The sequence below is a fragment of the Binatus sp. (SeqCode) genome (assembly GCF_036522015.1).
In the GTDB taxonomy this organism is placed as follows: domain Bacteria; phylum Desulfobacterota; class Binatia; order Binatales; family Binataceae; genus Binatus.
In genome coordinates, this window is sequence record NZ_DATDGQ010000180.1 from 1 (window position 1) to 4,497 (window position 4,497).

Genomic DNA, 4,497 nt, shown 5'->3' on the forward strand with positions numbered 1-4,497 from the left:
GGAGCGCGAGTAGGTGGCAACGGATCGAATACTGATCGTCGGCGTCGGAGGACTGGGCGTCCCCGCATTGTGGGCGCTCGCGCGAGCGGGCGCTCGGTGGCTGACGATTGTCGATCCCGACCCGGTCGAGCTGTCGAACCTCGCGCGCCAGGTAATCTTTCGCACTCGTGATATCGGCATGCCCAAGGTTGAAGCGGCGGCAGGATCGCTCGGCGAGCGATTCCCCGGCGTCCGCATCGAGCGGCATGCGATCGCGCTCGACGCGTCCAACGCGGCGCGCATCGTCGCCGCTAACAATTTCGTAATCGACGCGACTGACAGTCCAGCCGCGAAGTTTTTGATCAACGACACGTGTGTCGCCGCGCGGACGCCGTTCGTTTATGGCGGCGTAGTCGGGATGACGGGACAAGCGATGACGGTGACTCCGGGCCAGACGGCATGCATCCGATGCGTGTTCGAGACGCCGCCCGATGAAGACGAGATCCAGACTTGCCGCGAGGCGGGAATTGTCGGTTCGGTCGCGGGCGCGATTGGCGAGATGCAGGCGGGCGAGGCGATGCGCGCCTCGCGCGCGCAAAAGCCTTTACTCTCAGGAAAAATTCTCACTTACGACGCGTCCGGCCCGAGCCGGGTGCGGATTGCGGAGGTTAGACCGCGCCCCGGATGCGGTTGCGGCGCGTGGCAGCAGGGGCATCGCGAATCGCTATCGCCGGGCGAGTAACAGAATCGAGGACACGATGAGCTACATCACCAATTTGAAATGTCGCGAATGCGGCCAGGAGTATCCGATAAGTCCGCTCCACGTCTGCGAGACGTGCTTCGGCCCGCTCGAGGTCACCTACGACTACGCGCGGATTCGCGCGGCGATCTCGCGCTCGACAATCGAGAAGCGGCCGCACAACCTGTGGCGCTATCGAGAGTTGTTGCCGGTCGACTTCAACGAGAACGAGGTCGTCGGTCCAAACTCCGGCTTCACCCCGCTGCTGCATTGCAAACGGCTCGGCGCGGAGCTCGGCCTCAAGCATCTCTATATAAAGGACGACACCGTCAATCATCCGACGCTGTCGTACAAGGACCGCGTCGTGTCGGTGTCTATTACCAAGGCGCGCGAGTTCGGCTTCACCACTGTGTCGTGCGCGTCCACCGGCAACCTGGCGACCGCGGTTGCGGCCCACGCGGCGCGCGCGGGACTGCAATGCTACATCTTCATGCCCGAAGGCGTGGAGGCCGGAAAAGTAGTCGGCTCGACGATTTACGGCGCGAAGGTTATCACGATTCGCGGCAACTACGACGACGTCAACCGGCTGTGCAGCGAAATCGCGGACAAGTACGGGTGGGCGTTCGTCAATATCAACCTGCGGCCCTTCTATACCGAAGGCGCAAAGACTTTCGGCTTCGAAGTCGCTGAGCAACTGGGCTGGCGCCTGCCGGATCATATCGTGGTACCGACTGCCGGCGGGACTATTCTGCCGAAGATCGCGAAGGCATTTAAGGAGTTGAAGGAAGTCGGGCTGATCAAGAGCGGCGAGTTCAAGATTCACTCGGCGCAGGCCGCGGGCTCCGCGCCGGTGATCCACGCGCTGCACAAGCACACGGACCTGATAACGCCGGTGAAACCCGACACGATCGCGAAATCGATCGCGATCGGAAATCCCGCCGACGGCTTCTACGTGCTCAAGGCTGTGCGCGATTCCGGCGGATGGGGCGACGTCGCTACCGACCCGGAAATCATCGACGCGATCAAACTGCTCGCGCGCACCGAGGGAATCTTCGCGGAGCCGGCCGGTGGCACCACGCTCGCGGTCGCACTCAAGCTGGTCAAGCAGGGGCGCATCAAGCCGGACGAAACCGTAGTCGTGGCGATTACCGGCAACGGCTACAAAACGCTCGAGGCAGTTGCGAGCGCGATCGAGCAGCCGTCGATCATCGACGCACGCCTGAAAGATTTCGACGCGTTGTTCGATCAGCTAACGGGAAAACGCGCGGCCGATAGCGCCGCCTAGCCTTGTTTGGGCTATGCGGCCAGCATAACTGTAGGAATTCAACCAGGAGGCTAGTCCCCAATCATGGCAGTACGCGTCAGAGTTCCAACTCCACTTCGCAGGTTCACCGCGGGCGTCGATGAAGTCCCGGCCGACGGCGCGTCGATCAAAGCGGTCATCGAAGACCTCGAACGGCGCCATCCGGGGATGCGCGAGCGGCTGCTCGATGAAAAAGGCGACATCCGCCGCTTCGTCAACATTTATTTGAACGGCGACGACATCCGCTTCCTCGATGCGATCAACTCCAAGGTAAAGGATGGCGACGACATCTCAATCGTTCCCGCGATTGCCGGCGGACGTTAACCGCGGCGTGTCGGCCGACGTGGACGAGCGCGTCGTGCCGCTGGATGAGGTCGTCCCGGTCGGGCGCGCGGCGAGCGTGCTCGATCTCGTCGGCAACACTCCGCTGCTTGAGATCTCGCGGCTGACCGCGGGACTGATTCCCGCCGGCGTGCGGATTTTCGCCAAGCTCGAGGGCTTCAACCCCGGCGGCTCGGTTAAAGATCGGCCGGCGAAGAAGATGCTCGAGGTCGGAATCGCCGAAGGCAAGCTGAAACCCGGCAAGGTGATCCTGGACTCGACCTCGGGCAACACCGGAATCGCGCTGGCGATGCTCGGGGCGACGCTCGGCTATCCGGTCGAGCTGGTGATGCCGTCGAACGTCAGCCGCGAGCGCAAAAAAATCGTCGAGGCTTACGGCGCAAAGATTCATTTCTCGGATCCGATGGAAGGATCTGACGGCGCGATCGTCATGTGCCGCCGGCTTGTCGCGGAGAACCCGGCGCGCTACTTCAAGCCCGACCAGTACAACAACGAGGCCAACGCGCTGGCGCATTTCGAGACCACTGGCCCGGAAATCTGGCGGCAGACGCGCGGCAGTGTGACGCATTTCGTCGCGGCGATCGGCACCGGCGGCACCGTGATGGGCACCGGCAGATTTCTGAAATCGAAAAACAATGCGGTCAAAGTGATCGCGGTCGAGCCCGACGACGCGATGCACGGGCTCGAGGGCCTCAAGCACATGGCGAGCTCGATCGTCCCGGGCATCTATCACGAAAAAGAGCTCGACGACAAAATCCAGGTCGGCACCGAGGAGGCGTACGAGATGGTCTACGCGCTCGGACAGACCGAGGGCATCCTGGTCGGGCAATCGTCGGGGGCTGCAATAATCGCGGCGCTGAAGGTCGCGCGCTCGATCCGCGAAGGCACGATAGTCACCGTGTTCTGCGACTTCGGCGACAAGTACCTCTCGACGAATTTGTGGATCGGATGGCAGGAATGGCGTCGCGAGCGCCTGCAACAAGTTATCGCCAAGTGGAAAAACAAATAACCCAAATGGAACGTATTCACGAACGCTACTACCTGAGCTATCCGCGCACGCTGATCAAGGAGCCGATCCTTTACCAGCTGGTGAAGAAGTTCGATCTCATTTTCAATATTCGCGGCGCCAGCGTGTCCGAGGAGATGGGACTGGTCGCCGTCGAATTCGAAGGCACCAACGATCAGATCGAGCGCGCACTGACGTGGCTGCGCAGCACCGGCGTCACCGTCGAGCCAATCGAAAAGAACGTAATCGAGTAGGTCCGCAAGCGCGCGATGACTCTGACGGAAGCGCAAATCGATCGCTACAGCCGGCAGATAATCGTGCCGCACATCGGCGGCCGTGGCCAGGAACGCCTGCTCGCCGCGCGTATAATGCTGGTGGGCGATCCGCGCGATATCGAAGCCCCGCTCGCTTACCTGGTCGGCGCAGGCGTAGGATCAATCTTCGTTCGAATCACCGGCCGGCAAGGCGGTTTCGCGAAGAAAATCGCAGAAGCGCACGAACTGAACCCCGACGTGACGGTGACCGTTGAACCGAAAGCGCCGATCGATCTGGCGCTGCTGCTCATTGGAAGTGAAGCTGCGAAAAAAGTCGCGGATGAGATCGCGAACGATCGCGATGCGCGAGCATTGGTAATCGCCCGGCTCGACGCACCAGGAAAAATTCTGGTGATTCCCGACACTCAGAGCCCACCAGCCGTCGACGCACAGTTCGGTACGCGTTCGGAGACCGCGGATTTTATCGCGATGCTCGCGACGGTGGAGTCGTTCAAGTTAATCGCCGGCTATGCGGAAAATCCGTCACGCGCGACAATTGAGTTCGACGGCTACGCGACCAGGGTTCGCGTTCATCCGTGATGTACCGACTCTGGATGTTCGATTTCGATAACACGATCGCGCGGCTCGAACCGGAGGTCGATTGGGCCGGCGGACGTTTAGTGCTCGAGCCTTACTTGCGCTCGAAAGGCGCACCTGACGAACTGTTCGCACGAATCCCGCGCGGCAATCTCCCGCTCTACGACGCTTACCGCACGCTCACTCTCCACGACTCCGAGACACCGAAAGTCATCGAGACGCTCCTGCACGCTTCAGACATAATCGAGAAGCTCGAATTGGCTGGAGTCGATCGCGC

The 4,497-nt window shown here is 61.4% G+C and carries 7 protein-coding genes; all 7 read left to right on the plus strand.

Translation table 11 applies throughout. From position 1 onward, the window contains the following. Window positions 1-13: 13 nt before the first annotated feature. Window positions 14-721 carry a HesA/MoeB/ThiF family protein gene (locus VIW95_RS07595; RefSeq protein ID WP_331585003.1) on the plus strand — a complete coding sequence of 236 codons (708 nt, stop codon included), beginning with the start codon at window positions 14-16 and terminating at the stop codon, window positions 719-721. 16 nt (window positions 722-737) lie between these two features. After that, window positions 738-2,003, plus strand: a complete 1,266-nt coding sequence (locus VIW95_RS07600) for a threonine synthase (RefSeq protein WP_331585005.1) — start codon at window positions 738-740, stop codon at window positions 2,001-2,003. Window positions 2,004-2,066: 63 nt separating this feature from the next. Then, the gene (locus VIW95_RS07605; RefSeq protein WP_331585008.1) at window positions 2,067-2,345 is read left to right on the plus strand and encodes a MoaD/ThiS family protein; all 279 of its coding nucleotides are present in this window, start codon (window positions 2,067-2,069) and stop codon (window positions 2,343-2,345) included. Next, window positions 2,299-3,372 (plus strand): cysteine synthase family protein, encoded by a 1,074-nt coding sequence (locus tag VIW95_RS07610; protein ID WP_331585010.1) that lies wholly within the window; start codon window positions 2,299-2,301, stop codon window positions 3,370-3,372. Before VIW95_RS07605 ends, VIW95_RS07610 begins: the two co-directional genes overlap by 47 nt. 5 nt (window positions 3,373-3,377) lie before the next feature. Continuing rightward, window positions 3,378-3,623 (plus strand): NIL domain-containing protein, encoded by a 246-nt coding sequence (locus VIW95_RS07615; protein WP_331585012.1) that lies wholly within the window; start codon window positions 3,378-3,380, stop codon window positions 3,621-3,623. Between the two features lie 15 nt (window positions 3,624-3,638). Next, on the plus strand, window positions 3,639-4,223 hold the full coding sequence (locus VIW95_RS07620) for a hypothetical protein (RefSeq protein WP_331585014.1): 585 nt from the start codon (window positions 3,639-3,641) through the stop codon (window positions 4,221-4,223). Between the two features lie 14 nt (window positions 4,224-4,237). Beyond that, window positions 4,238-4,497, plus strand: a 260-nt coding sequence (locus tag VIW95_RS07625) for a hypothetical protein (RefSeq protein WP_331585016.1), incomplete at its 3' end; no start/stop codon positions are given.